This is a genomic window from Pantoea sp. AN62, assembly GCF_050432985.1.
GTDB lineage: Bacteria > Pseudomonadota > Gammaproteobacteria > Enterobacterales > Enterobacteriaceae > Pantoea > Pantoea brenneri.
This window is the reverse complement of record NZ_JBNPYB010000008.1, coordinates 175,726-199,600: the sequence shown is the minus strand read 5'-3', so window position 1 is coordinate 199,600 and position 23,875 is coordinate 175,726. Positions and strand designations below refer to the sequence as shown.

Here is a 23,875-nt window from a genome sequence, read left to right as displayed (position 1 = left end):
GCTTATCCCCTTCATTTATTCGGTCCGGACTTCGAGGACATATCCCATGCCACGAACGGTATGTAACAGTTTGATATCGAACGGAGCATCAACTTTGGCACGCAGGCGTTTAATGGCGACTTCAACCACATTGGCATCGCTATCAAAATTCATGTCCCATATCTGCTCTGCAATCATCATCTTTGACAGGATCTCCCCCTGATGCCGGGCCAGAAGGCTCAACAGGGAAAATTCTTTTGCGGTCAGCTCCAGCCTCGTTCCGGCGCGAAAAACGCGGCGAGACAGTAAGTCGAGGTGCAGATCGTGAATTTGCAGTTGGGTGATGTCCGCGCCATCCGTAGAGCGGCGACGCACCAGTGCCTGAATGCGCGCCACCAGCTCAATAAGCGAAAAGGGCTTTGGAAGATAATCATCCGCGCCAAGACGAAGCCCTTTGACGCGCTCGTCGACGGATCCTCGTGCAGAGAGCATCAGCACCGGCGTCTGTTTAGCTGCCCGCACACCCTCGAGAACCCGGTAGCCATCCATCCCTGGCAACATCACATCCAGGATTATCGCGTCGTAGTCGAACTCCAGCGCGTAATGAAGACCTTCAGCGCCATCTGCAGAGACGTCTACCGTAAATCCAGACTCGCCCAGCGCACGGCTGAGATAGGTTGACGTTTTTTCTTCATCTTCGACTAACAACAGGCGCATAACGGGACTTCCTCTTAACTTTTCAACGGAGCTTCAACATCTGAATAAACCTGCACGGCATCCGGCAGACGTTGACCCTGGATAGTGATGGCATCCAGTGAGCGGGTGAGCTCGGTCATTTCTGCGGCAGTCAGCGATATGCCGGTAGACGCTGTGTTTTGCAGCATATGGTCTTTATTGGTGGTGCCAGGGATGGGAACTATCCAAGGTTTACGGGCCAGTAGCCATGCCAGTGCAATCTGGCCCGGTGCGGCATTTTTTCTTATTGCCCAGGATTTCAGTAGTGCTACCAGCTGTAAGTTGTGTGGAAGGTTGTCAGGCGAGAAGCGCGTTTCTGTTGCCCGGAAATCACCGGTAGCGAACCGGGTCTTCTCATCAATCCAGCCCGTTAAAAACTGCACGCCGAGTGGACTCCATGGCACAAAGCCAATTCCCAGCTCTTCACATACCGGAAGCACCTGCTTTTCAGGGTCGCGCCAGAGCATGGAGTATTCACTTTGTACGGCGGTAACGGGTAATGCTGCATGGGCGCGTCTCAGTGTGTTGATGCCCATTTCAGACAGACCCCAGTGCAGGACTTTCCCTTGATCTATTAAATCTTTCACCACTCCGGCGACATCTTCGATCGGGATCTGCGGATCAACCCGGTGCTGATACAGTAAGTCGATACGATCGGTACGCAGGCGTTTGAGCATATTGTCGACGACCTGCCTGATATGCTCAGGCCTGCTGTTAAGGCCCGGCAGACGCTTACCCGTCTGTTGGTCAATGTTCCAGCCAAACTTGGTGGCGATAACGATTTTGTCCCTGAACGGGGCGATGCCTTCCCCGAGAATTTTTTCGACTTCAAACGGGCCGTAGGCTTCAGCTGCGTCGAAAAACGTCACCCCTTCATCAAATGCCCGGTGGATAACATTGATCATCTCGGGGCGCCAGGGAACGGAAGTGTCGTATTTACGACTCATGTTCTGCACGCCCAGACCGACGGCAGAAACTTCCAGCTTCCCGAGTTTACGCTTGCCCGGAGCAGCATTGCGTTGGCTGGTTTGTCTGGAGGAATCGACCTGAGAGGATTGGCTCGCCGCCGATACGTGGGGAATCAGCGAGGCGGCGGCAATACCCGCCCCGGCGACTAATAGCTTGCGTCGCTCTGGCATTGTTGGGTCATTCTGGCTTTTCATTGATTACTCCTTTTCTCAGAAAATTGAACATGAATCTCATTAAAGCGAGAACATTCTGCCTTCTGATTGCCAACATAAAGCTGACGGTTACCTGACAGCATTGTCAGAAATGATTACCTGCCACTTGGCGGCTTCCTGACAAAATTGTTATTTGCCTGTCACTATGCTGACAGCTCTCACTCCCTAATCTGAGTCTGCATATTTGATATCGCGAGCCTGCCTGGACAGGTCGCCACTCTTCGGGAGATACCATGAAATTCACACTTATAAGTGCAATGCTGATAACGGCAATGGCCGGAGTGACCTCAGTCAATGCGGCTGATTACAAAAAAAATCCGTTCACCCTCGTCTATGACGGTGCCATCACTGAGAACGTCAAAGGCAAGGTCAACATCCATCCAGTTAAATACGATCTGCATGGCATCCAGATTGCTGCGAATGTCTATACCCCTGCTAACTATGATCCTGCCAAAAAATATCCTACCGTGGTGGTCGCACATCCTAATGGTGGCGTAAAAGAGCAGGTCGCGGGTTTATATGCCCAGCGTCTCGCCGAGCAGGGCTACATCACGATTACCGCCGACGCGGCTTATCAGGGCGCTAGCGGTGGGATGCCGCGCAGCGTGGATAAACCCGCTAATCGCATCGAAGATATCCACGGCATGGCTGACTACATCAGCCAGTATCCGGGGGTTGATACTTCCCGCCTCGGTCTGCTTGGCATTTGCGGTGGTGGCGGTTATTCACTTGTTGCTGCCGAGACGGACAAACGGTTCAAATCGATCGCAACCATCAGCATGTTTAATTCAGGTCTTGTGCGCCGCAATGGTATGCAGGATTCACAGTTGGATACTATCCAGCAGCGTCTTCAGCAGGCTTCTGACGCACGTGCTCAGGAAGCCGCCGGAGGAGAGGTGCTTTACTCCGGCGATGCCAACCTGACTGATGAACAGATTGCTAAATTACCTTTTGCCTTGTATCGCCAGGGCTACGAGTATTACTGGAAAACCCACGCCCATCCGAACTCTACGTTTAAATACACTACAAGCAGCCTGTTAGACTTGATGAGCTTTGACGTAACGGACCATATCAATCTCATCAATAAACCACTGCTGATGATTGCCGGTACAAAAGCGGATACGCTCTATATGACTGAAGGTGCGTTCGCGAAAGCCACCGGTACGAAGGACAAAGAACTCTTCCTGATCGATGGTGCTACCCATATCGAGACGTATTGGGTGCCCAAATACGTTGACAAGGCTTTGCAAAAGTTAGACGTCTTCTTCGATAAGAATATTTAATCCGCATCTGTCGATACCCCGGCGGGTATCGACTTATCCAAAATTTATCGTTCAGATTAACGGAGTCGGGATGAAAGATAATTACGTCTGGTTAATAGCCACTATGAATGAAATTCATAAAATCATTCGGGCAGGGGATAGTTGTTTTTTACCTGAACAGTCAATGCCATCAAGGCGCTGGCTGCCGTAAACACCGCAATTATCCAGCCCATCGTCCATGGTGTGCCATCACTGAACAGAGCGAGAAGAAGTGAAGAGATGATGCCACTACCGTATTGTAACGCGCCCATTAGCGCCGACGCCGAGCCTGCAACATTAGGAACGGCGTCAAGTGCGCAAGCCGTGGATGTCGCAGCGATGATGCCATTCATAGAGAAGAACACGAACACAGCGCCGATAATCACGGTAATTCCACCGACACCCAAGCCGGTCGTGACCGCCAGCACTATTGCCGCAATAGTGGCGATGAATACGGCATTCCTGAGCAACGCTTCCAGTGGATAGTGGTGAACCAGGCGTCTGTTGACCATGCTCACTGCCATTAATCCCACAATGTTTACTGCAAACAGCCAACCGTAATGCTGCGGGTCAACACCGAAGTACGTGATGTATACAAACGGAGAACCGGTGATAAAGGCGTAGGCTGCAACGTAATAAAAAGTCAGGCACAGGGTAAACCGCATGTATCTGGCGTTGGTGAGCAAGGCATAGTAATTGTGAAAGGCTCTGGTTACGGAGGCTTGCGAGCGTTTCTCAACAGGTAATGTCTCCGGTAACCAGAATAAAGACATCAGCATTAATGTTCCGATAATCGCCAGCAGCCAGAAAATGGCATGCCACGAGGTGACTTTAATCATCTGCCCGCCGATCAGGGGCCCGGCAATCGGCGCGATGGCCATGATTATCATCAGGGTCGAAAGCATTTGTGCTGCACGAGTGCGGCTAAACAGGTCACGGATCATTGCTCGTGCCAACATCGGCCCGGTACAGGCACCTAACGCCTGAAAAACACGCCAGAAGATAATTTGCACGATATCTGTTGATAATGCGCAGCCCACCGAGCCGATGATGAATAGGCCTAAACCGATAAACAGCGGCAGACGACGCCCGTAACGATCGCTAATCGGTCCCCAAATCAGTTGCGCAATGCAAAAGCCGATAAGGAACCCTGTGATCGTCAGCTCAGCATCACCCTGCAAATCTTTCGCCATGACGGGCATAGCCGGAAGATAGATGTCGGTTGATAAAGAGGTAACAGCCATCAGGGCGCTGAGAATGAGTAGAAATGATAGACCTGTATTGTTAGCTGTAGCTGACTGTGTACGTGTCTGTTGATTAAGCATGGTGATCCGTTGGACATGAAGAGATAAGGGCATATTAACGGGTTTAAGCTCGCTGATAATCACCGAGGGGAGGATAGGGACTATGAATAACATTCATTAATATTGGGAATTGCGAAGGCAGTGAAAAAATGATTTGAACAGGTGCTTATCTTAGGCCTTATGGGGAAGAATCGAGGTATCGTTTCAGGCACGATTTGTGATTGCAGACAAGGGCACGAATTATCAGATCATAAAACAGCATGCCTTCCTGTCTAATCTAAGAAAAATTTCGTCATAAAGCCGTAGGTTAGTCTTAGCGTAGGATAAGTTCGGTTTTCCAAGCGGACTGCCTTGCTCACCGCTGATTAACACACCGCGATTTTAGTGATGCCATTATCAGTGGTTAGAACAGTTGCCAATTTCCGCTTTTCGCTCATAACCGCCGGTCAAAAAAGCCAAAAGCAAAAAGCCCGCTCAGGTTTCCCTGAGCGGGCTTCTCTAATATGGCTCCTCTGACTGGACTCGAACCAGTGACATACGGATTAACAGTCCGCCGTTCTACCGACTGAACTACAGAGGAATTGTTGGAACGGGGCGCATAGTAACGGCCCGTCCGGGCCATGTCAAAGCTCTTTTTCACAAAATCGCCTGACTGCTGAAATAGTCGCCACTGCCGGTGGTGGTCGCGTCTGAAATGTCCGCTTTTCGCCGGTTTCCCGCCGCTAAGTAAAACAGCTCGGGCCGGCAAAAGTGAGGTTTTTATGAGGTGTTTTGCCGCAGAGCAGTCCTTGTCAGGCGGCGTAATCAGTGGTTCTGGCGGATTGTTTTCCACCATCGTCACATTTATTTCATTCTGGCTTTGTAAACGGCATAAATGAAATTTAGATTTCATTTCAACCTTATGATGCGTGTATGGAGTTGAGATGAACAAAGTCAGAATCGGCATGATCGGCAGTGGGTATATTGGTCGCTGTCACGCCATTGCATATGCCCAGGCACCCACCGTTTTTGCGCTGAAAGGCGAGATCGTGCGGGAGATGCTGGCGGAAGTGAACCCGGACCTGGCCGCCCGCCAGGCCGCAACCTTTGGTTTCGCCCGTTCGACCGGCGACTGGCGCGAGCTGGTGCGCGATCCGGCTATCGATGTGGTCGACATTTGCGCCCCCAACTTCCTGCATAAAGAGATGGCGCTGGAGGCGATCCGCCACGGTAAGCACGTCTACTCCGAAAAGCCGCTGTCGCTGAGTGTGGCTGATGCCGAAGAGATGGTGGCCGCCGCCACGGCCGCCGGCGTCAAAACCCTGGTCGGCTTTAACTATATGAAAAACCCCACCAGCCAGCTGGCGAGAGAGATTATTGCCAATGGCGAGATTGGTGAGGTGGTGCATTTCTACGGCACCCATAACGAAGATTATCTGGCAAAACCGCAGACGCCGCTCGACTGGCACTGTCAGAAAGCGCTGGCCGGGCTCGGCGCGCTCGGCGATCTGGCGGCGCATATCGTCAACATGGCGCACTATCTGGTGGGGGATATCGCCGAGGTCAGTGGCGACATGATGACGGTCATCACTTCACGCCCGGACCCGAAAGATCTCAGCCGTCAGCTGCCGGTGGAAAACGAAGATCAGGCCAGTGCGCTGCTGCGTTTCCACAACGGGGCGCATGGCGTAATTGAAACCTCCCGCATCGCCTGTGGTGCCAAGATGGGGCTGACCTATGTCGTCACCGGCACCAAAGGCACGCTGCGCTATACCCAGGAGCGCATGGCGGAACTGGAACTCTATATTCACGATGAACCGGCCGGACGGCAGGGCTTTAAAACGCTGCTGACCGGGCCAGCGCACCCCGATTATGCCAACTTTTGCGTGTCGGCCGGACATGGCATCGGCTTCAACGATCAGAAGACGGTTGAGATCCGCGATTTAATTAACGGCATTGCGGCAGGCGATCGTATGTGGCCCGATTTTGCGGAAGGATTACAGGTGCAGAAGGTGCTGGAGGCGATTGCGCTGTCTGCGCTGGAGCGTCGCTGGATGACGGTGTAGCGCTGGCGGTGGGGGACTAAGCGGGCAGGAAGCGGTGACTTCCTGCCCGGTAGAGATCAGGCGAGGCCGCTTTTTTCCCACCACAGCTTATCCAGCGCGTAGTAGCGGTCGCGCTGGCTTTCCGGCTGATTCAGGTCGCGTTTCCACGGCTTCGCCAGGATGAAGTGCAGATTCTTCACCTCGTCGTCACGCCAGATCGCGCTGTGCTGGAACGGTAAGGTTTTCAGCGCATTATAAACGTAAGAGAGCGGTTTCCAGCGGCCGGCGAACGCCTCGTTTAGCAGGTCCTGCTCTGAGAAGGGATACGCACTCAGGTCATCAATCGCCGCAATCCGCTGTTCCAGTGCCTCGTAAACCGCATTATCCGGCGTCAGCACCAGAAAACCGCCGTTCAGGTAATAGTCCAGGCTGGCAGGCGCGGCTTCACCCCGCGCCTGCCAGGTGTAATGGCACTGCTCGGGCTGCCAGTCCGCCGGATAAGAGGCAATCTGGTTCGGATTGCAGCGACAGGCGTGACACGCCGCCATCAGGTTATCCCCGAGATCGAGCGTGAACAGCTCATCCATATTCTGCAGCACCAGCATATCGGCATCGAGAAACACCACGCGCTGATAATCAGTCAGCTGCCAGGCACGCAGCTTGGTCCACACTTCGCCAAATTGCGCCGAAGCATAATGCTGATCCAGATCGGCGCGCGGGTAGATCGGCTCAACCGGCGCTATCACGCAGCCTTCGGCCTGCAAAGCCTGGCAATCTTCGGCGGAAATCGCTGAGGTGGTCATCACCACCAGCGGCCACTGGCTGTTGCTCTGCTTCAGCGAATGGTGCAGCGCTTTTACGCCCACCAGATAGTCGGGTTGAGTTAACAGCGTTACCCAGGCAAACATATTTTCCCTTATTAATTCAGTCAAAAAGTGGGGCGATGTAGTCATTGCCTAATCGGCCTTGCGGATCGAGCTGGCTGCGCAGGGTACGGAACGCATCCCACTGCGGGTAGATCTCACGCCAGCGATAGCGTTCTTCGTCGTAATATTTGCCCCAGTGCGGGCGTCCGCCCTCATCGGCCAGCAGTTTTTCTACTTCGGTCAGAAAATGCAGACCGTCGGGCGAGAGCGAGCCGTCATCCGCGTAGTACACCACGAAGCCGAAGAAGCAGGTTGGCTGGTCATACGCCGGACTCAGCCAGGCAGAGGAGGCACCGGTACAGCGCAGGATGATCGGGTAGTGCATATGCGGACGGTTTGCCGCATACCACTGCTTGATCCGGGTGATGATGGCAGGCGTTTTCGCCAGCGGTACGCCGATTTCGACATTGATCTGCGGCACCGCGATGCCGCGGCAAAACAGCTGGTAGATGTCACCGGTAACATCGGTGAAATCGCGAAAACGGGTCACGGTGCGAAACTGCTTACCGCCTTTGCCCTGGATCTGGGTATCACGATGCATGTGCGCCAGCGTCTGATCGATGGCGTCGTTCAGACTGTCATCAGCCTGACCTTCATGCTCAACCACCTGACGATCCTGCTGTTCATAGCGCAGACGTTCGTCGTCACTCGCCTGGTGAGCGTTCCAGACGTGGACCCGATTATCGTCGACAAACCACCAGGCTTTGCTGAGCGGATATTCATCATTCCAGCGCAGCAGATCCTGCTCCAGCGTATCGGCAGAAACCGCATTTTTGTGGCAGGTGAAGATGCGAAACGGTTCGGTTCGCAGCGTCACGGCAGTCACGATACCCAGCGCGCCAAGTGAAACCTGCGCCGCCGGGAAGTCCGGTTCGCCGCGCGTAAACTCCCGCACGCTGCCATCGGTCAGCACCATGCGAATCGACAGCGCTTCATCAGCAATCGAACTTTGCTGCAGACCCTGACCGTGAGTACCGGTCGCCATGGCACCAGCCAGCGTCTGAATGGCAATCACCCCTGGCGACGATGCCAGCATCCGGTTCATCCCGGTCAGGGTGCGGTAAACCTGATCGAGCGGGGTCGCACCACCAAAGGTCACGCTATGTTCATCGCTGGCAGTCTGACCGCTGAATGCGCTGAGATCCAGCAGCAGATCCTGTTCGCTGACGTGCAGCATACGGCCAGGGGAGAGTTTGCTGCCAATCACCCGGATCTGGCCCTGTGACTGGCGCAGCAGTGCCTGAAGTTCTTCTTCACTGGCGGGACGCTGCACCTGGTGGCGGCTACCGATCTGTGCGTTTTGCGCCCAGTTCCATAGCACGTCATCTTTGGGATTAACGTCGGTGTGGCGAAGCGGATAAAGGTGGGCGTCTCTGCTCACAACAGCATTCCTTTTATGGCGATTTTATGACGGTATTCACTAAGCGTAGACTATGACTAAGCCAAGCCGGAACGACGCCAGATTATTTGCGGATATAACGTAACGTTGCGGTTACCGCCAGCTGACGATTACGGCGAATACTCTCTTCTTCACTGTTATCCGGGCTGAACAACGCATTAAAGGTGTAGCGGTTGGAGACGTGGTGCACGCAGATACTGCTGATCAGGCGGTGCACGTCTATCGTCTGCACCTCTTCGATAAACAGCCCCTGCTGCTGACCACGGGCCAGAATGTCATCCAGCACGTCCAGCGCGCTGCGATTAAGGGTTTTAATCTGGGTTGACTGGCTGATATAGCGGCCACGTAACAGGTTCTCGCTGCACACCAGTCGCATAAAGTCGGGGTGGGCGACATGGTAATCAAAGCTGGCTTCGACCAGGCGGGTCATGGCCAGTTCCGGTTCCATCGCCGCCAGGTTGAGGCCGGTTTCGTGCTGGCGGATCTGCTGATAAACCTGTTCCAGCACATCAATATAGAGCTGCTCTTTGCTGCCGAAGTGATACACCACCATCCGTTTAGTGGTCTGCGCATGTTCGGCAATTTGCTCCAGCCGTGCGCCCTGCATGCCAAACTCGGCAAAGGTTTTCAGTGCGCCCGCGATAATACGTTTCTTCAACCCTTCAGGGTCATTTTTACGTTTGGTTAATTCCGACATAGTGCTCAACAGGGTGATTTTGACCGGAGAATGGTAGCACAGCGGCAGAAGGATGCGTTTAACCGACAGCGCGGCGCGGCAGGCAGCGCCGAAGATTGTGCGCGGCGATCAACGCCCGCAACCTGACACAGGCCGGGAATTTACAGGTATAATCGCTGAAATTTCGTAACAGGCTCAGAAACCAAAATGACCAAACTCACCTTACAAGAGCAGATGCTGAAAGCGGGATTAGTCAGCAGCAAGAAGATGGACAAAGTGCAGCGTACCGCTAAGAAATCACGGGTTCAGGCGCGTGAAGCCAGAGCGGCGGTCGAAGAAAATAAAAAAGCGCAGCTTGAGCGCGACAGGCAGTTGAATGAGCAGCAGAAACAAGCCGTTTTATCCAAAGAGTATAAAGCGCAGGTCAAGCAGCTGATTGAAATGAATAAGATTGATATTTCAAAAGGCAATATCGGCTTTAACTTCACCGATAACAACCTGATTAAAAAAATCAATGTCGATAAGCTGACCCAGGCGCAGCTGATCAGCGGCCGTCTTGCTATTGCCCGTCTGGCGGCAGAGAACGGCGGCGAGAATCAGTATGCGATTATCCCGGCCAGCGTGGCGGATAAAATTGCGCAGCGCGATGCCAGCAGCATCGTACTGAACAGCGCGCTGAGTCAGGAAGCGCAGGATGAGGACGATCCGTATGCAGACTTCAAAGTGCCGGATGACCTGATGTGGTAAGTCCGCGTTAAAGCGGATGTTGCGCAGTGCCAGCCGGGCCAGAGCTGGCGCTGCTGCGTCTCAGCCGGGTCAGAACGGAGTGGCGTGCCGGGCGTGAATCGCTTCGCCACTGACCGGATGAACAAAATGCAGTTCGCTGGCGTGCAGCATCAGTCGCGGCGTCTTTTCACTGCCGGGTAACAGCAGCCCGCCATACAGGTCGCAGCCCAGAATCGGATGACCGCGCAGCTGGCAGTGAATCCGCAGTTGATGAGTACGCCCGGTTTCCGGGGTCAGCACCACCCGCGTAACCGGCACCGTGCTGCCATCCTGCTGCGCGTAATCAACGCGCTCAACCACCTGATAATGTGAACGTGCCGGCTTGCCGTGGCGATCGCAAATCGTCATCCGCGGAAAGCGCGCCGGATCTTTGGCAATCGCCGCCTCAATCACTCCGTCGTCATCGGCCAGATGGCCACACAACAGCGCGCTATAGATTTTGCGCACGATGCGCTGGCTGAACTGCTGGCAGAGCGCCGCATTGATCGCCTTGTTGCGGGCAATCACCATCAACCCGGAAGTACCGAAATCCAGTCGATGGACCAGCGTGCAGCCGGGGAAGCTTTTCACCAGCCGGTGATGCACCGAATCAAGATTCAGCGGATTTTTGCCGGACAGGCTCAGTAGCCCGCCGGGCTTATTGATCAGCAGCAGATGCTCATCCTGATAGAGGATCTCAATCGGGTCATGACACGGCGGCGCAACAAAACTATCGACTATCTCAGACATCGGACTACCGGCAGGTGAGGGGAGGCGGATAATAACCAATTTTGCCTGATGTGACGAATGGTGGATGGCGGGCGATCAGAACGCCAGCCGGTTATGCTCGCCGTCTAACCAGCCCGCTGTGGGGCTGCGTGTTGCCTGGCCGCCAGCTAATGCGGAACGGGCTAACCATGACATACTCTGTTGTCTCTCTTTTAAGGTAAAGCGTAATTCAGACTGAATTGAGTGGATAAGCAGGGATTTATGTAACGCAGCAACATGTGAACTGGCTTACATTTTTGACCTTCATCACACTTTATAGTGACCGCCTGATTAAACGACGCATCTCATTATCATGGCATCCATTAAAGACGTAGCAAAAAAAGCAGGAGTGTCTACGGCGACCGTATCGCGTGTGCTGAACCATCATCCCAGCGTGACGCCGGAAACACGCCAGGCAGTACGTGATGCAATGGATTACCTTTGCTATGTCCCCAGCAAAAGTGCGTTTCAGCTGAGTGGTAAATGTTCCGGGCTGATTGGCGTGGTGCTACCAAACCTGGTGAATCCTCACTTTTCTGAGTTACTGGCAACCTTTGAAGAGGAGGCAAGATACATCGGGAAATCGGTAATTATTAAGACCCATCAGAATCAGCCTCAACAGGATAAGCAGATTATTCACAGCCTAATCGGAATGGGGATCGACAGTCTGCTATGGGTGCCGACAGAGGCCGAAAGCGAACTTGCGGAATGGTTGACCGCAACCCGCATTCCGGTGGCAGTGGTAACGCAGGTTTCTCGTTTTTTTAATTCTGTCTCTATCAATCAAAGGAAAGGTGCAGAGGCTATTGCGGAGCATTTTATCCAGACCGGGCATACCACTTTTGGTTTTATTGCTCAGGAGGGCGTCGATAATCGAAAAGTCTCTGCCTGGAGTAAGAAAATCACCAGTCAGGGTTTAACACTCGCTAAAGAGAATCAATTCTGGATAGCGAAAGGCGAAGGTGAAAAAATATCCGGCCATATTCGGATACTGGACGATATTATCGGGATATTAGCTGACCGGAAAAAAGCATGCTCTTCTCTTTGGATCTATAACGATGTTGCTGCCAGTTATGTTATCGATGGCTTAAAGGAAAGAGGGGTGGCTGTCCCGCAGGATATTGCTATCGCCAGTTTTGACAATACCTTGCTGGCGCAGACCAAAAAAATAACCAGCGTGGCTCAACCGATTGGCGAGATTGCCCACCTGGCATTCCAGATGGTGAATAATACCCATAAGCAGGAGAGTATCGAAATGTATGAAATTGTCTCACGGTTAATTATACGTGAGAGCAGTATCGCGCTTAATATCACGGCTGTCTGATTTCTGCTTTTCCCACTTAATCCTTTTTAAACGAGTCGAAAATTTTTATTCAGTCATCCGCACAGGGGCTGGCGATAATGCTCTGTGTTTAATTTTTAGAGCTGTGCATTATTGAGGTGATTTTATGTCCGCAACGGTAATGGAAAAACAAAGCGCTTATGGAAAGTTGCGTCTGAAAGAGAAGATCGGTTACGGGATGGGGGATGCGGGATCCTGTATGATCTGGAGTGTACTGGCGCTCTATCTGACGTGGTTTTATACCGATGTATATGGATTAGCGCCTGGTGTCGTTGGAACACTATTTCTGGTCATCCGTATTTTTGACGCCTTCAGCGATCCGATCATGGGCGCAATCTGCGATCGTACGCAAAGTCGATGGGGTAAGTTCCGCCCGTGGTTGTTATGGATGGCGGTACCCTTTGGCCTGGGCGCCATCGTGATGTTTACCACACCTGACCTGAGCATGAACGGAAAAATTATTTATGCCTGGGTGACCTATCTGGTGATGTCACTGATCTATACCGCGATCAACATTCCCTATTGCTCAGTCGCGGGGGTGATCACCCTGAATCAAAAAGAGCGACTGGGCTGTTTATCATGGCGGTTCTTCCTGAATGGCCTGGCGACGCTGATTGTCTCTTCCTCAATTTTACCGTTAACCGACTGGTTGGGTAACGGTAACCGCGCTTCAGGCTTTCAGTTGACCATGGTGATCATGGGGTGCGCCGCGACGCTGATGTTCCTGTTCTGTTTTGCCAGTATTAAAGAGCGCGTTGTTTCAATTAAGTCTGATGATTCGTTAATGAAAGATTTGAAAGACATTGCTAAAAATGACCAATGGCTGCTGATGATTACGATTACCTTTCTTAATGTCTTCCCGGCCTTTATTCGGGGGGCTGTAACTATTTATTATGCCACCTATGTAATGCAGGCCTCCGTTGGATTTATTACCTTTTTTATGGCGCTTGGTGTCGCCTGTAATATGCTGGGAAGCGTAATAGCTAAGCCACTGACTGACCGGTTTGATAAAATTAAGCTCTTCCGCATTATTAATATTATCCTTGGTGTTCTCTCTTTCGCGCTGTGGTTTGTTGACCCAAAATCGCTGACGCCACTGCTTACGCTATTTGTGATCATTAATGTTCTGCATTTAATTCAGTCCGGACCTATCCTGTGGGCAATGATGTCAGACGTCGATGACTACGGTGACTGGAAATTTGGCAAACGGCTCACCGGTATTTCGTTTGCCGGTAATCTGTTTATGCTGAAAATGGGACTGGCGGTCGCTGGAGCAATCGTCGCCTGGATTCTGTCCTATACCGGCTATGTCGCTAACAAACCGCAACAAAATGCGCAGACCCTTGAGGGCATTATTATCATGTTCTCACTACTGCCGATGGTGAGTTATTTCATCAGCGCATTTATGGTGCGCTACTTCAAACTGGATAACCTCTTCCTGGAAAAAATTAAAGTCGATCTCGCAAAACGCGAGCTTGAAAAAGGTTCGGTTCAATCGCAGGAGTTTAAAAATGTCCCTGTCCATTAATGTTAAGCAAGGTCAGCGGCTTGATTTATGGCTAAAGCAAACAAAGCCGGCCGGTCAGCCCCTATTTGCTATCCACATGGAAAATGCGGTGCTTTTCAAAATAGAAACAGCTCCGCCGTATTATCAATACTTTACCTGGACCGCATGGCAGCAGGGTATTGTCTCTCTGGAGTGGTTACCGGAGCACAGTGAAATTTCGTTGTGTTACAGCTGGCACCCTGACACGCTCCCTCAGCAGGGCGTCAGCTTTATTGATATCGAAAATAACGACCTTTGCCTGCGAGATGACCGCGCAGTTGCAGAGCACTATCAGCAGGAAGACTTACGCCCGGCATTACATTTTTCTCCACGTACCGGCTGGATGAATGACCCTAATGGTCTGCATCGGAAAGGTGATGAGTGGCATCTGTTTTACCAATACCATCCGCATAGTACTCAATGGGGGCCGATGCACTGGAACCACGCGGTGAGTCAGGACCTTTACCACTGGCGTCACTATCCGGTTTTCCTTCAGCCAGAGCAAAATTTATCCGCGCTTGGGGCAACGGGCGGCGCATTTTCTGGCAGCGCTTTCATCGATGCCGAGGGGCAAACGCGTTTCTGGTATACCGAAAGGCTTCCGGCTTACGATCTCTATCGCGGTTATCGAGAAATCCAGAAAATGGCGGTCCCGCAGCCTGCTTACGACAAGCCTGCTTTGATAAAAACAGTATTAACAGCGCTGCCAGCAGGCGTCGATTGTGATTTCCGTGATCCGAAAGTCTGGTATGAGGAAGCGGACGCGACCTTTTATATGATCCTGGGCGCGTCGGTGAACGGCGATCCAGCCATGCTGCTGTTTCACTCCGAAGACAGTGACAGCTGGCAATTCCATCATGTGCTCTACACCGCTCCCCCTTATTTTCGGGAAAATGGGGGCCGCTGCGTCGAATGCCCGGACTTTTTCTGCCTTGACGGCATCTGGGTATTGATTATCGGTATTGTGGGTTACACCGAGCCGACAACCGGACGACATAATCTGTTATTTGCACAAACGGGAGATTTTCGGCACGGTTATTTCACTCCCTCAGCGCAACCGCTGCAGATACTGGATTTCGGCACCGATTTCTATGCCCTGCAGACCTGGGGTGAAAGCGACAGTCGCACAGGGTTTGCCTGGTTATACAACTGGGCGACACAAAAGAGTGTTCATTCTGCCTATTCCGGCGAAATGTCTCTGCCGCGTCGTTTTCATCTTAATGCCCGGCAACAACTCTGTATGACACCGGTATTGCCGCCAGCATCGCTGATCATCAGTGAAGAACGGCTGGATGCGTGGAGTCACTGGTCAGGCAGTACTGCCTGTAAGTCCTGCATAATTACCTTTACCCCAACCTCGCATTTTTGCCTGACCCTGACCGGTCAAACCGGGCAGCAGATTATTCTGGCGCACGATGGACACACTCTGAGTCTGCTGGAAAAAGATCGGGATGACGGCCGTTATCAGGCTCCGCTGGCCAAGGTGGGCGATGTGACATTATGTTTTGACGCCGGAATAGTGGAAGTTTTCGCTCAGCAGGGGAGTGTGTGTGGAACCCGACGTTATTATTCATGCAGCTCACTGACTGAAATAACGCTCTCTGGCGCACAGGCAAAAATAACCCGCTATCACTCCCCTTACGCACAGCCATAACTCAAATTACTGCTGATTTTTTTATTACTGTCACCGAAGGAATTAGTCATGACAAGCCAAAACTATTACGATGTTACAGAATGGAAGGAAGGTAACCCTTATCAGGATATTGGTGAGGTTATAAACAGTATTATTTCTGATATTAAAAAAAGACAAACCGAAACGGATCTCAATCAAGGCGGGAAGCCCGGCGCGGTTATCTATATTCCACCCGGCGATTATCCGCTTCTTACCCAGGTGTTAATTGATATTAGCTATCTGAAGATTATTGGTTCCGGGCATGGTTTCACCTCTTCAAGTATTCGATTTAATACCCCCGAAAGTGAGTGGGCGAACTGGCATGAAGTGTGGCCGGGGGGAAGCCGACTATGCGTTAATCTCTCTCCCGCAGCCGGTGCTGACCCCTCTGCCGGTGCTGCCTTTTATGTCGAACGTAGCGGTGAGCCACGCATAAGTTCGGTCGAGTTTGCTGATTTTTGTATTGATGGCTTACATTTTGTCGATGATGGATCAGGCAATGATGATCCCGAAAATAGTTATCTGAACGGTAAAACGGGTATCTATATCGCGAGCGCGCAAGACTCTTTCCGTATCAGCGGTATGGGTCTGGTCTATTTAGAGCATGGGGTGACAATTTTTAACGCTGATGCGCTGGCGATACACAATAATTTCATCGCTGAATGTGGGAACTGTATTGAGTTGCGCGGTTCGGGACAGGCATCAAAAATTACCGATAATCTGATAGGTGCGGGTTACAGAGGCTATTCCATTTATGCAGAAAATTTTGGCGGCCTGCTGATTACGGCCAATAATATTTTCCCGCGCGGCAAAAGCAGCGTACATTTTTCTGGGGTAGTTCGCTCTTCGATATCCAGCAACAGACTTCATTCATTTTATCCGGGGATGCTGGTTCTGGAAGGTAATAGTTCAGAAAACCTGATCACGGCTAACCATTTTTTCCGTGAGCGTGAACCCTGGGGACCGATGCAGGCTTATAATAATGGATTGGATGATTTGTATGGTCTGCTTTATATCAGCGGTAACAATAACTCCATTATTGCTAATCATATTTCGGAAACGATTGATTCTCAGCATATCATCCCGCAGGGCGCAACACCGGTGATAATCCGGCTGGTGTCGGGTGAGAGGAATTATATTTCTGATAACCATATTGTCGCGACCACTGAAGCTTCACCGGCGGAGAGTGCGGCCACCGGATCCTGTTTCTCAACTCAGGTGAGTGCACTGCTGGCAACAAAAGGGCTGGTCGCTCTGGAGGTTATCGCAGTACAGATCGAAAAAGCCTCTTTGCAAAATACCGTACTGGATTCAGGCAGTGAGAGTCAGGTTTTGCTGGATAAGAAAGTGAATGCGTTCAGGGCTACGCCCGTACCTGGCTTGCTAAGCTGAGAGCGCTTAACGGGCTCACGCAGACAGTTTATGAATGATTTTATGCTGAGCTGACTGGCGGCAACCGATGCGGCACCCCCTTTCTCTACACAGGTGGCGCATGTGAAAGGTGACCACCGCTACCGTTGATAGCGGTGGTCAGGCGAAACATAGGCACCGGCGGGGCAGTAATCATCTGTTGATCAGCAGCAGACGCGCATTTGTATGGCATGAGCCATGCCAGGAATCGACTGTGGGTGGTGATGTGACTCAATGACGCTGGCATGCCGATACCACACAGACAAACCGGGGTCGGTATATCTGAATCACTATCGGGACTGTTAAATTTTGAGTAACCTAATCCGCTGATCACGCTCTTTTATTGCAGGCTATTTTAAAGGAGTAAAAATGCCGCTACCTGAACGTATGAAACCCGCCAGCGTAAGCCGAAAAAAAATCGCACAGCTGGCCAGCCAGGCTCAGCAGATACTCGCGAAAATTGATGCCGGAACAGACCCGCAGGAGAGTGAATTAACGATGATGATCGCTGACTGGAACGCTCAGGTAACCCATCCTTATGGCTATTCAGACTTCAGAGATTTTTCTTCATCGATGGATGTCAGCGACTTTACCCGTATCGCGATTAACCCGATAAAATTTTACGCGGATTTCAGCTGGGATGAGCTGGTGCAAACAATCAATTTTATCTGTAACGCAGAAGGTAAGGATGCTGAACAGCATTTCGCCATTTCACTGTTGGAAAAGAATTTTGACGCTAATCCCTCCGATCTCATCTACTGGCCTGATGAATGGTTCCGCAACCCGGATATGATGGCTATCGACCTGAGTCCGGAACAGATCGGAGGCTATTTGATGGCCCGGTCAGGCCGGCATTTAGCGGATGCTCCTGAAATCGAATTGATCTATCCGCTGCCCGATAGCGAAACAGACTAAGAAAGCAGTAGCCTTCCTGTTTATGGCAAAGCGTTACGTCAGCTGAGAGCCGAGGCAGATGCCGAATCCGATTCAGACACCAAAGCAAAAAGCCCGCTCAGGTTTCCCTGAGCGGGCTTTTCTAATTTGGCTCCTCTGACTGGACTCGAACCAGTGACATACGGATTAACAGTCCGCCGTTCTACCGACTGAACTACAGAGGAATCGGTTGATGGCGCGCAGTTTACTGATTTCTGCCGCAGGTGCAATGGCCTTTTTAACCCTTTGCGCGCGATTGCAGAAAGCGTAATCAGTTTGGCACTCAAGCCGTTCAATTTTGCCCGGCGCAGTCACGCTTAGCACTAAAATAGTTGACCACTCAAACCGTTACACCAGGTCATCGTCCTTGCGCTTTAGTGAGGGCTGCTAGACTTACTGTCATAAACAGTAACGATTCAGCCTAAGCCGAAGCTGATCGCTTATTCGGCTACGAAGGCGGCAATCGTTAACTTCTCAGGCAGCCTGGCTGCGCTGCTGGCGGATAGAGGCTTTCGCGCCAACGCCGTGGCGCCTGCCCCCATCTGGACACCGTTAATTCCGGCCACCATGCCACCCGAGCAGGTGGAAAGCTTTGGCGGTGAAGTGCCGTTGCAGCGTATGGGGCAGCCGGCGCAGCTGGCTTCATCCTGGGTGATGCTGGCCAGTGACGAAGCGAGCTATATCTCCGGCGCGACCATTGCGGTTACCGGTGGTGTCGCAGTGATCTGATTAAGGCTAAGGGGGAATGATGAAAGCGTATCCATTGAAGCTGACCACGCCAATCGCCAGCCATATTTTTGGCGGTCAGCGCATCAGGCAGCAACTGGCTAAGGCTGGACTGCCGGACTCACGGGTGGCCGAAACCTGGGAGATCAGCGATGTCGACGGCATGATCGCCTCAGTAACCAACGGCGAGCTGGCGGGCACCAGCCTGCGCGAGTTGATCACCCGTTATCCCGATGAAATCGTCGCACCCGGCTGGCGCGGTCCGCACTTCCCGCTGCTGAGCAAATTTATTGATGGCAGCGGAATGCTGCCGGTGCATCTGCACGCCAATGATGAAGCGGCACAGCGGCTGGAGCAGCAGCCGAATGGCAAAACCGAAGCCTGGCATATTCTGTCGGCGGCGCCGGATGCCACCTGTCTGTTAGGGGTGCGCGCGGGTGTGAATAATGATCGGCTCAAAGCGGCGCTGCTGGCAGAGGATTACGATGCGGTGATGCATCGGGTGGCGGTAAAAACCGGTGATACTTTTTACGTTCCCGGCGGGATGCTGCACAGCTTCGGTCCCGACACGCTGATCTATGAAATCGAACAGACCTCCGACATTCAGCAGCACGCCATGCCGTGGAAAATGGAAGACGGCTCGCGTCTGAGCCAGGCGGAGTGGGAGAAGAATATTGATGCGCTGTTACAGGAGCTGCGGCCGGAACTGCGCTGTGAACCTCAGCCCGGTCTGGCGTTGAATAGCGCGGATCTGACCCGACTGTTTTGCTGTGCCGGGCCCTATTTTGCGCTGGAACGCTGGCAGTTTAGCCAGCCACAACGCCTGAGTTTCAATTGCGCGCGCATTCTCTCTAACCTCGGTGAGCCGCTAACGGTAACGGCTAATGGCGTCACGGTGGAAATCGGGCGGGCGGAGTCAGTGTTGTTACCCGCCGCGTTAGATGAAGTGACCCTGCAGCCTGCGGGCGAGGTATTGATTGGCTACGTGCCGGATCTGGCTGCTGAAGTTGTGCAGCCGCTCCAGCAGGCCGGTTATAGCGATCGGGCAATTGCCGCGCTGGGTGATATTCCGCAGTTAACACAGCAGAGATAATGCTTCCCTGCAGCAGTCAGGGGCAGGGCGAGACCCGCGCGGGAATGATGCGCATTGCAGCGGGTTTTACCCCTTAATGTGCTCTTTTGTAACTTTTTGACGCTGTAAACAGCAACCCTGACGCCAGAACCGCCGCAGCCTGATGCGCTGCGGCCGTTTTTAAACCTGCAAACCAGGCAACGCGCGTATCTACCCCGGCGGATCAGAACTGCCAGGAAACGCTGACGTTGATGTTGCGCGGCTCACCGTAAACGTAGCTGTTCATATAGCTGTAGTACTCGCGATCAAACAGATTATCGACGTTAGCCTGCAGCGCAACCTGCCGGTTAATCTGATAACGGGCAAACAGCGAGGCCAGCGGATAGCTGCCCTGGTAAACGCGCACGCTATCGCCGCTGGCGTTGGTGGAATCTTCGAACACCCGGTTCTGCCAGTTAAGGCCGCCGCCGAGCGTCAGATCGGGCAGCATTGGCAACTGGTAGCGGGTGAAGAATTTAAAGGACGTTTGCGGCTGATAGCTGTTGAAGCGGCCACTCTTGTCCCGTGCGACATAGCGGGTTGCGCCAAAGGTCAGCTGCAGATTATCGGTCAACGCTCCGTTCAGTTCGAACTCGGCACCTTTACTTACTGCGCCTTTCGCCGGCGCATAAGCCTGCTCGCTGCCGCTGAGATACACCCCGTCAAGCGCCTGACCCACGTTGTCCTGCTCAATGCGGAAGATCGCGACGGTTGCAGTCAGCCGGCCGTCGTACCACGCCGATTTCAGTCCGGTCTCGTAGCTTTTACCGGTGACCGGCGCCAGATATTTCCCGCGGGTATCGCGATAGGTTTGCGGCAGGAAGATCGCGGTATAGCTGCCATATGCGGACCAGGTATCGTTGATGTCGTACACCAGGCCGGCATAAGGCGTGGTGTTGTTTTTGGTCATATCTCCGCTGCTGCCCTCGGTGCTCCATTGGGTATAACGCGCGCCAATAATCAACGACAGCGGATCGGTCAGCGAGAAGCGTGCTGCACTATAAGCCGATTTCTGACGGATGGTGTCGTTCGCATTGAGATACCAGCCCTGCCATTCAGGTTCGGCAATATTGCCACTCCAGCTGTTGTTGAAGATGCCCATATCTTCAGCGGTGATTTCGCCTGCCCCGGCATTGCTGACCCCATCCTGACTCCAGGTCGCGTTATGCTGGCGGCTGTAGCTGATGCCCGCCATCAACAGGTGCTGACGGCCCAACAGCGCAAACGGACCGCTGGCGAAACCATCGAAGGAATCCACCTTACGCTTTCCGCGGTCCATGCTGCCGAAACCGGTGGTGCCTTCGCCGCTATCCTGATCGGCACTGCCCATTACGTAGAGCAGCTTATCGCTGAAGGTATTCTCGGCGTGGGTCCCGTTAAAGTGAACGTTCCAGCCGTTATCAAAGTTGTGATCGATATCGGCGAAAACTTTGCGGGCATTGGTGTTGTAACGCGCCCAGTTGGCCGCTGAATTCAGGCTGCGATCATAGTGGGTGGTGGCGTTGTTGCTGTAAAACATCGGCAGACCGCCCCAGGTGGGATTGCCGGTGTTGTTATCTTCATAATCGTAACCCAGCGACAGGGTAGTTCGTTCGCTCAGGTCGGCATCGATAACGCCATAAACAAACTTTTTGGTTTTATGATAGCGGTCCAGCCAGCTGTCCTGATCGGTATAGCCGGTGACGACCCGGCCGCGCAGGCTGCCATCACTGTTTAGCGGGGCTGAGAGATCCGCTACATAACGCTGCTTATTCCAGCTGCCGTAGCTGGCATCCAGCGTACCGGTGAAGGTTTTACTGTCGGCATGTTTACGTACCATATTAATCGAGGCTGCAGGGCTGCCTGCTCCGCTCATCAGCCCGGTAGCGCCACGGACGATTTCGATGCGATCGTAAATCGCCGTATCAGAGGCCGCATCGCCGTAGTTCCACGCATCGTTGACCGAAGTGGGGATGCCGTCGTAGGTGAAATTACTCACCTTAAAGCCGCGCGAATAGTATTCAGAACGTTCACTGTCGATCAGATTAGTCGAGATACCGGTGGCATTGGTCAGAACATCGTTAACCGATTGCAGATCCTGATCTTTCATCCGCTGCTGGGTCACTACGCTGACCGATTGCGGGACGTCTCGCGGCGTTAACAGCAGTTTTGTACCAGCCCGGGTGGTCTGAACAGCATAGTCCTGCTCAGAACTGCGGCTGTCATCGCCGGGGGCGGCCTTCACCACCAGATCCTGCTGCGACTCCTCAGCCGCCTGTGCCAGCCGGGGAGTGAACAGCGCCGGTACCGCCACTGCCAGCAACGAAACGCGAAAGGTTTTCCTGAAGCCTGATTCCATGCCGTTTAAAGACATAATAGTTTCCGTAAGCAATGATTATTATTTTTAAGCCGTTACGCTTTTTCAGTGAGCTTCGCGCGCCTTTACCCTGGTGAAATCAGCAGGGAATGATGATTTGCGAATGCCAATGATAATCATTTGCTTTATATTTTTTAGGAATGATTCAATGCCAAGTGTAAGAAGATGTAAAGGTATTGATAATCAACCAGATAACATCATTTTAATCCGGATAGTAACGGGTGTTTACAGGTTTTCCGGGCTGTAAAAAGGGGCGGCTGACGCTAAATAGCGGCAACAAAAGCCGAATCGGACATCAATCAAGCGGGAAATGCGGGCCGCAATCTGCCGGTTAAGTTGATTACCGGTTGTTAATGCGTATGATTCTCATTCTTCCGCGCGGCCACACTGGACCGGCGCGATTCATCCCTTGATGGAGTTCAGCATGAAATCGTTGTTTAGTCCGCGCAAAGCCGCTGTTGCCCTGGCCGTTGCCGCGGCCTTTAGCCTGACCGCCTGTCAGGCGCCGGCCAAAAAAGTTGACGCGCCTGCTGCTGAAGCAGCAAAACCGGTTGATACGGCGATAACGCAACGCGCGCTGGGAGAGGGTCTGTACGAGATGGCCTATTCGCCGGCGTCCAAAGCGCTGTTTGTTGCCAGTGCTCAGGCGTTTAAGGATGTGAATGGCGGCATGATCTATCGCCTCGATCCAGCCACGCTGGATACCAAAGGCGAAACCCATACCGACCTGAAAAATTTCGGTACCGCCATCGATCAGCAGGGCAGCGTGTTCTATACCACCAACTCGCTGGATGGCGCGCTCTCCAAAGTGGATGCGCAGAGCGGCAAAGTGCTGCAGCGGCTGGTATTCCCCGGCAAGATCAGCAAAGAGGGTTATCCTGCCGGTGCGCGTGAAGTGCTGTGGCACGGCAACGAGTTATACGTCGGCCGGGTCGCCGATCCTGGCTATATCTCGGTGGTGGATACCAAAACCTTTAAGCTGAAAACCGAGATTAAAAATGCCGGTAAATGGGTCACCGGCATCATCTATTCCCCGCTGACCGAACGTATTTATGCCGCCAACGGTTCCGGCGAAATCCTGGTCATCAATCCGCGCAGTCACAAAATCGAAAAACGCCTGACCGCGGGTGATGGCAAAGAGTACCTTTTCCTTAATATGGCGGAAGATCCGGCTACCGGCCGTCTGTTTGTCACTGACGATTCCAAAGCCAAAACCACGCTGGTGTTCGACGAACGGAGCGGGAAGGTGATCAAACGTATCGAAGGCGATGCGCTGGGCATTAAGTTCAACCCGCAGCGAAATGAACTCTACATCAGTCAGCGTGAATCGAAAAAAGTGCTGCAACTGGACGCCACCACCTACGCGGTGAAAAAGAGCTGGTCGTTTGATAAAAACCCTAACAGCCTGCTGATTGGACCGGATAACGCCACGCTGTACGTCACCCTGAAGGCCGAGTTTAATAAGGACTCGTCTACCAAAGGCACGGACGAAATCGTGCGGATTGCGCTGAAGTAATCGCCACCGCGCCTGTCCGGCTATGCCGCGCAGGCGCTGATGAAGCAGCACGGCGCGGCACGCTGCCGCCATAAAAAGACAACAGCAAAAAGCCCGCTCAGGTTTCCCTGAGCGGGCTTTTCTAATTCTGGCTCCTCTGACTGGGATCGCCTTTGCCAGTAGCTGGCTAATAAATAAGCTAAACCTGAAAACTCTTCCTGTCAAG

General features: G+C 52.7%; 19 protein-coding genes and 2 tRNA genes. 11 read left to right on the top strand and 10 right to left on the bottom strand.

Features of this window, described 5'->3' with window-relative positions:
* Positions 1-15: 15 nt before the first annotated feature.
* The gene (locus FHW04_RS11730) at positions 16-696 is read right to left on the bottom strand and encodes a heavy metal response regulator transcription factor (RefSeq protein WP_089562322.1); all 681 of its coding nucleotides are present in this window, start codon (positions 694-696) and stop codon (positions 16-18) included.
* 14 nt (positions 697-710) lie between these two features.
* The gene (locus FHW04_RS11725) at positions 711-1,877 is read right to left on the bottom strand and encodes an aldo/keto reductase (RefSeq protein WP_179420084.1); all 1,167 of its coding nucleotides are present in this window, start codon (positions 1,875-1,877) and stop codon (positions 711-713) included.
* A 275-nt stretch (positions 1,878-2,152) separates the two neighbouring features.
* Here FHW04_RS11725 and FHW04_RS11720 point away from each other — a divergent pair, with 275 nt between their 5' ends.
* Positions 2,153-3,178 (top strand): alpha/beta hydrolase, encoded by a 1,026-nt coding sequence (locus tag FHW04_RS11720; RefSeq protein WP_371601216.1) that lies wholly within the window; start codon positions 2,153-2,155, stop codon positions 3,176-3,178.
* A gap of 122 nt (positions 3,179-3,300) precedes the next feature.
* Here the strand turns inward: FHW04_RS11720 and FHW04_RS11715 are convergent, their stop codons facing one another.
* Together FHW04_RS11715 and FHW04_RS11710 are read right to left on the bottom strand one after the other, a co-directional pair.
* On the bottom strand, positions 3,301-4,521 hold the full coding sequence (locus FHW04_RS11715; protein WP_089562324.1) for a multidrug effflux MFS transporter: 1,221 nt from the start codon (positions 4,519-4,521) through the stop codon (positions 3,301-3,303).
* 483 nt (positions 4,522-5,004) lie between these two features.
* Positions 5,005-5,080, bottom strand: a tRNA-Asn gene (locus tag FHW04_RS11710).
* Positions 5,081-5,423: 343 nt separating this feature from the next.
* Between FHW04_RS11710 and FHW04_RS11705 the strand changes: the two genes are divergently transcribed.
* Positions 5,424-6,545 carry a Gfo/Idh/MocA family protein gene (locus FHW04_RS11705; protein ID WP_069729568.1) on the top strand — a complete coding sequence of 374 codons (1,122 nt, stop codon included), beginning with the start codon at positions 5,424-5,426 and terminating at the stop codon, positions 6,543-6,545.
* Positions 6,546-6,601: 56 nt separating this feature from the next.
* Here FHW04_RS11705 and FHW04_RS11700 read toward each other — a convergent pair whose 3' ends face one another.
* From FHW04_RS11700 to FHW04_RS11690, 3 genes are all read right to left on the bottom strand, one after another.
* A complete protein-coding gene (locus FHW04_RS11700) occupies positions 6,602-7,432 on the bottom strand; it encodes a glycosyltransferase family 8 protein (protein WP_031376319.1) in 831 nt (276 codons plus the stop codon).
* Positions 7,433-7,448: 16 nt separating this feature from the next.
* Positions 7,449-8,831, bottom strand: coding sequence for a D-arabinono-1,4-lactone oxidase (locus FHW04_RS11695; RefSeq protein WP_089562325.1), 1,383 nt, complete (start codon positions 8,829-8,831; stop codon positions 7,449-7,451).
* Positions 8,832-8,913: 82 nt separating this feature from the next.
* Positions 8,914-9,546: a TetR family transcriptional regulator gene (locus FHW04_RS11690; RefSeq protein WP_046288231.1), complete on the bottom strand. Its 633-nt coding sequence runs from the start codon at positions 9,544-9,546 to the stop codon at positions 8,914-8,916.
* A gap of 186 nt (positions 9,547-9,732) precedes the next feature.
* Here FHW04_RS11690 and FHW04_RS11685 point away from each other — a divergent pair, with 186 nt between their 5' ends.
* A complete protein-coding gene (locus FHW04_RS11685; RefSeq protein WP_031376317.1) occupies positions 9,733-10,272 on the top strand; it encodes a DUF2058 domain-containing protein in 540 nt (179 codons plus the stop codon).
* Between the two features lie 69 nt (positions 10,273-10,341).
* On the opposite strand, the gene FHW04_RS11680 is transcribed toward FHW04_RS11685, so the two are convergent.
* Positions 10,342-11,040, bottom strand: a complete 699-nt coding sequence (locus FHW04_RS11680) for an RluA family pseudouridine synthase (RefSeq protein ID WP_089562326.1) — start codon at positions 11,038-11,040, stop codon at positions 10,342-10,344.
* 331 nt (positions 11,041-11,371) lie between these two features.
* On the opposite strand from FHW04_RS11680, the gene FHW04_RS11675 reads away from it, so the two are divergent.
* From FHW04_RS11675 to FHW04_RS11655, 5 genes are all read left to right on the top strand, one after another.
* A complete protein-coding gene (locus FHW04_RS11675) occupies positions 11,372-12,382 on the top strand; it encodes a LacI family DNA-binding transcriptional regulator (RefSeq protein WP_046288232.1) in 1,011 nt (336 codons plus the stop codon).
* Positions 12,383-12,506: 124 nt separating this feature from the next.
* Positions 12,507-13,928 (top strand): glycoside-pentoside-hexuronide (GPH):cation symporter, encoded by a 1,422-nt coding sequence (locus tag FHW04_RS11670; protein ID WP_089562327.1) that lies wholly within the window; start codon positions 12,507-12,509, stop codon positions 13,926-13,928.
* On the top strand, positions 13,876-15,600 hold the full coding sequence (locus tag FHW04_RS11665; protein ID WP_227021947.1) for a glycoside hydrolase family 32 protein: 1,725 nt from the start codon (positions 13,876-13,878) through the stop codon (positions 15,598-15,600). The genes FHW04_RS11670 and FHW04_RS11665 overlap by 53 nt, the downstream gene beginning before the upstream one ends.
* A 48-nt stretch (positions 15,601-15,648) precedes the next feature.
* Entirely contained in the window at positions 15,649-17,010 is a 1,362-nt protein-coding gene (locus FHW04_RS11660) for a NosD domain-containing protein (RefSeq protein ID WP_089562329.1), read from the top strand.
* A gap of 387 nt (positions 17,011-17,397) precedes the next feature.
* On the top strand, positions 17,398-17,943 hold the full coding sequence (locus tag FHW04_RS11655) for a hypothetical protein (protein ID WP_094106454.1): 546 nt from the start codon (positions 17,398-17,400) through the stop codon (positions 17,941-17,943).
* A gap of 127 nt (positions 17,944-18,070) precedes the next feature.
* Here FHW04_RS11655 and FHW04_RS11650 read toward each other — a convergent pair.
* Positions 18,071-18,146 (bottom strand) — tRNA-Asn (locus FHW04_RS11650).
* A 229-nt stretch (positions 18,147-18,375) separates the two neighbouring features.
* Between FHW04_RS11650 and FHW04_RS11645 the strand changes: the two genes are divergently transcribed.
* Both FHW04_RS11645 and FHW04_RS11640 read left to right on the top strand, forming a co-directional pair.
* The gene (locus FHW04_RS11645) at positions 18,376-18,690 is read left to right on the top strand and encodes an SDR family oxidoreductase (RefSeq protein WP_094106480.1); all 315 of its coding nucleotides are present in this window, start codon (positions 18,376-18,378) and stop codon (positions 18,688-18,690) included.
* A 16-nt stretch (positions 18,691-18,706) separates the two neighbouring features.
* Positions 18,707-19,780: a class I mannose-6-phosphate isomerase gene (locus FHW04_RS11640; RefSeq protein WP_227021948.1), complete on the top strand. Its 1,074-nt coding sequence runs from the start codon at positions 18,707-18,709 to the stop codon at positions 19,778-19,780.
* A gap of 202 nt (positions 19,781-19,982) precedes the next feature.
* Here FHW04_RS11640 and fhuE read toward each other — a convergent pair whose 3' ends face one another.
* Positions 19,983-22,151, bottom strand: a complete 2,169-nt coding sequence (gene fhuE / locus FHW04_RS11635) for a ferric-rhodotorulic acid/ferric-coprogen receptor FhuE (RefSeq protein WP_179420085.1) — start codon at positions 22,149-22,151, stop codon at positions 19,983-19,985.
* Between the two features lie 427 nt (positions 22,152-22,578).
* Between fhuE and FHW04_RS11630 the strand changes: the two genes are divergently transcribed.
* Positions 22,579-23,670, top strand: coding sequence for a YncE family protein (locus FHW04_RS11630; protein ID WP_031376310.1), 1,092 nt, complete (start codon positions 22,579-22,581; stop codon positions 23,668-23,670).
* The last annotated feature ends 205 nt before the right edge of the window (positions 23,671-23,875 follow it).

Excerpts from the sequence above, each read along its gene's own strand:
- FHW04_RS11730 (WP_089562322.1), bottom strand. The coding sequence starts at position 696 with ATGCGCCTGTTGTTAGTCGAAGATGAAGAAAAAACGTCAACCTATCTC.
- FHW04_RS11715 (WP_089562324.1), bottom strand. The coding sequence starts at position 4,521 with ATGCTTAATCAACAGACACGTACACAGTCAGCTACAGCTAACAATACA.
- FHW04_RS11700 (WP_031376319.1), bottom strand. The coding sequence starts at position 7,432 with ATGTTTGCCTGGGTAACGCTGTTAACTCAACCCGACTATCTGGTGGGC.
- FHW04_RS11690 (WP_046288231.1), bottom strand. The coding sequence starts at position 9,546 with ATGTCGGAATTAACCAAACGTAAAAATGACCCTGAAGGGTTGAAGAAA.
- FHW04_RS11640 (WP_227021948.1), top strand. The coding sequence starts at position 18,707 with ATGATGAAAGCGTATCCATTGAAGCTGACCACGCCAATCGCCAGCCAT.
- FHW04_RS11630 (WP_031376310.1), top strand. The coding sequence starts at position 22,579 with ATGAAATCGTTGTTTAGTCCGCGCAAAGCCGCTGTTGCCCTGGCCGTT.
- FHW04_RS11670 (WP_089562327.1), top strand. The coding sequence starts at position 12,507 with ATGTCCGCAACGGTAATGGAAAAACAAAGCGCTTATGGAAAGTTGCGT.
- fhuE (WP_179420085.1), bottom strand. The coding sequence starts at position 22,151 with ATGTCTTTAAACGGCATGGAATCAGGCTTCAGGAAAACCTTTCGCGTT.
- FHW04_RS11725 (WP_179420084.1), bottom strand. The coding sequence starts at position 1,877 with ATGAAAAGCCAGAATGACCCAACAATGCCAGAGCGACGCAAGCTATTA.
- FHW04_RS11655 (WP_094106454.1), top strand. The coding sequence starts at position 17,398 with ATGCCGCTACCTGAACGTATGAAACCCGCCAGCGTAAGCCGAAAAAAA.
- FHW04_RS11685 (WP_031376317.1), top strand. The coding sequence starts at position 9,733 with ATGACCAAACTCACCTTACAAGAGCAGATGCTGAAAGCGGGATTAGTC.
- FHW04_RS11705 (WP_069729568.1), top strand. The coding sequence starts at position 5,424 with ATGAACAAAGTCAGAATCGGCATGATCGGCAGTGGGTATATTGGTCGC.
- FHW04_RS11675 (WP_046288232.1), top strand. The coding sequence starts at position 11,372 with ATGGCATCCATTAAAGACGTAGCAAAAAAAGCAGGAGTGTCTACGGCG.
- FHW04_RS11660 (WP_089562329.1), top strand. The coding sequence starts at position 15,649 with ATGACAAGCCAAAACTATTACGATGTTACAGAATGGAAGGAAGGTAAC.
- FHW04_RS11720 (WP_371601216.1), top strand. The coding sequence starts at position 2,153 with ATGCTGATAACGGCAATGGCCGGAGTGACCTCAGTCAATGCGGCTGAT.
- FHW04_RS11680 (WP_089562326.1), bottom strand. The coding sequence starts at position 11,040 with ATGTCTGAGATAGTCGATAGTTTTGTTGCGCCGCCGTGTCATGACCCG.